The sequence below is a fragment of the Acinetobacter sp. YH01018 genome, assembly GCF_013420295.1.
GTDB lineage: Bacteria > Pseudomonadota > Gammaproteobacteria > Pseudomonadales > Moraxellaceae > Acinetobacter.
Map to the genome: position 1 here is coordinate 1 of NZ_VOYL01000103.1, position 2,566 is coordinate 2,566.

The window sequence follows — 2,566 nt, forward strand, 5'->3', positions numbered from 1 at the left end:
CCAGAAAGCCAGAAATTCATAAAAACTATTTCATCAATCCCCTATAACTTAATCACGTTCATGGTCGATCTTAAATCTTGTGAAAAGTACTCATGCTGACCTAGCCAAACTGTAAAACTCATGTATTTATAGCCTTTAAATGAATCTTTCAATCGGTATATTTAAGGTAAAAACTAGTAATCAGAAGTTATTATCACCCCCATATAAAACAAGGATCAACTTAAAAACAATAACTTAGTAAATTATTCTTTCATTTTTTTTATATTTAGTGTTATTTTAATGTACTATTCATTGGATATCCCTCTACTTATAAGCCTGTGATCTTGCGAATCAGATGGTTCACTTTAACATTCTCTAAGCTGCCCGAGAATTGCTCTGCTCCCTGCCCTATGGCTTCCAAGAAAACATCAGCCCCGCCATGTGTTTCTTTATCTTTAAAACCTGTCTGAATCACGGCTTCTTGCTGGAAATCATCCGCAGCAGCTCCCGTACACCAACCAGTTTCACTCAAAGGATAAGTAAAACTATATTTCTCACCTTGTTTAGGTTGTGGACCCTGTACTGGATGACAGATATCACTGTCTTTCAAATTGATTACTAGGTCATCCATCCGATTTTGTGTCGGACGCTTTTTGCCCGTACCAAAACCAATAATCGGATAAGGTTGTCCATGAATATCTTTGGCAAAACCCGCACGATCATAGTTTTTAACCAAACCTAGTACACTGGTTTCCTGACCTTGTACATATTTTCCAGTACGCTTGGCATAGCCATTTAAAATTAGAGTGTGATCATGATCTGCAGTTATCACAATCAAGGTATTTTTTAATTCAGGGTCACTTTGTCGAAGTTTTTTAATGGTTGCATCCAAAGCCTCGTTTAGGGCAATTGTATCCTGTAATGCACGCTTAGCATTGGTGTCATGTAAAGCATGGTCTATACGTCCCCCTTCAACCATCAGGAAAAAACCATTTTTATTTTGGGTTAGAATGTCCAAAGCGGCCAACGTCATTTGCTTTAAGCTAGGTTCAGGCAAGTTTTTTTTGGTTCGATCTAAGTCATAATTTAAATGGCTAGTATTAAACAAACCCAATAATTTTTCATTCTTTCCTAACTTCATCTGGGAGAGTTGAGTTTGATCATAGACCACTCGATAGCCTGCTTGTTGCATTTCTGCGATCAAATTCCGTTGGTCTATCCGTTCTCCCCCTTGATCTTTCGGCAGAAATTGACGCTTACCCCCGCCTAGAATCACATCAACCCCATCTTTTAATTTGACGTTATAACGCTGATAGGTATCACCTTGCGAACTTGGTACTAATTGGGATGCTATGTCATTTTCAGCATCACGATGACAAATATGGGCATAAGTCGATGCTGGTGTAGCATGCGTAATGCGAGTTGTTGTGACTACCCCTGTACCCCAACCTCGTGCTTTGGCCAATTCAAGTAAAGTTTGAGTGTCTTGCTTATTCTGGTTCTGAGGATTGGTTCCACATTGATGATTTCCGGCCTGATTTGGTTCTACTGCAATTGTTCCAGTCTGCATGGATATCACTTCATTTTTCATTTTTACACCTGTCATATAGGCACCCATCGATGGTGCGCTATCTGTAACCTCTGCATCTTCTGAGAAAGTACGAACAAATGCTGACTCTGGCAGTTGATCTATCGGCAGTTGGCCATCTTCACCAACAGCATAAATTCGTGCAGCTGTCAGTGTCGTGATACCCATTCCATCTCCCAAGAAAAAAACCACACGGTGGGGCTGTTTTAGTGGTTGTACTGAAGCAGAAGATGATTGAACTAAAGCAGGACTTTGGCAGCCCGTCAAAATAACTGTGCCCAAACTACAGCATGCCAAACTTATTGATTTTTTATTAAATTTTTTCTTATGCCAAAGCATTGCATCGCCTCATCTTAGGATGGTCGAAAAATACGCTTTAAATATTCAATTTACATGACAAATTTATGAAAATATTATTATGACTAATTAGGGTCTGTTGACATTTACTGTGGCTTTGTTGCACAAAGATTTTAAAAGTAGAACTCCCCTAAGCTTCTCAAACTTAAGTGACAACTTGGGTGTGAGGTCTGCCTAAATCCGTAAATTTATTTAATACTGTCACACGAGCATGAATCTCATTCACTTGGCTCTGAAAGTTTCTCGCACTGAGTTTATATGCGGACCAATTCGTTGTACGGTAGATTTTAGTTGCTGGCTTCTTCATTCGGAAATTATATTGCTGAATCAGACCTTACAAACAGCTTTGTGCAACAAAGCCGTCTTTAAGTACTTTTTTTAAAGGAAAAATCATCGACTTAAATCTATATTTCCAACAGTGCCACTTTTATCGCTTTAGCACCTCAACTTATTTAAGTGGCGTAACTTACATAACTTATGCATCCCATTTAAGTGACCTCAGTTATAGTATTCCGTGTCAGGAATTTGTCCACTTATTCCAATGATGATGAGAACTGCAGCATTGACTTAGATCGCCAGTGCTCAGTACTGGCCATCATGTAGCTTTTATCGCTTTAGCGCCTTAACTTATTTAAGTGGCGT

Annotated in this window: 1 protein-coding gene and 1 pseudogene; both read right to left on the reverse strand. The window is 39.0% G+C overall.

Features of this window, described 5'->3' with window-relative positions; translation table 11 throughout:
* Positions 1-307 precede the first annotated feature (307 nt).
* Positions 308-1,906, reverse strand: coding sequence for an alkaline phosphatase (locus FTT83_RS15690; RefSeq protein WP_180176838.1), 1,599 nt, complete (start codon positions 1,904-1,906; stop codon positions 308-310).
* A gap of 163 nt (positions 1,907-2,069) precedes the next feature.
* A pseudogene (locus tag FTT83_RS15695) lies at positions 2,070-2,180 on the reverse strand (IS5/IS1182 family transposase); the annotation flags it as partial.
* Positions 2,181-2,566 lie beyond the last annotated feature (386 nt).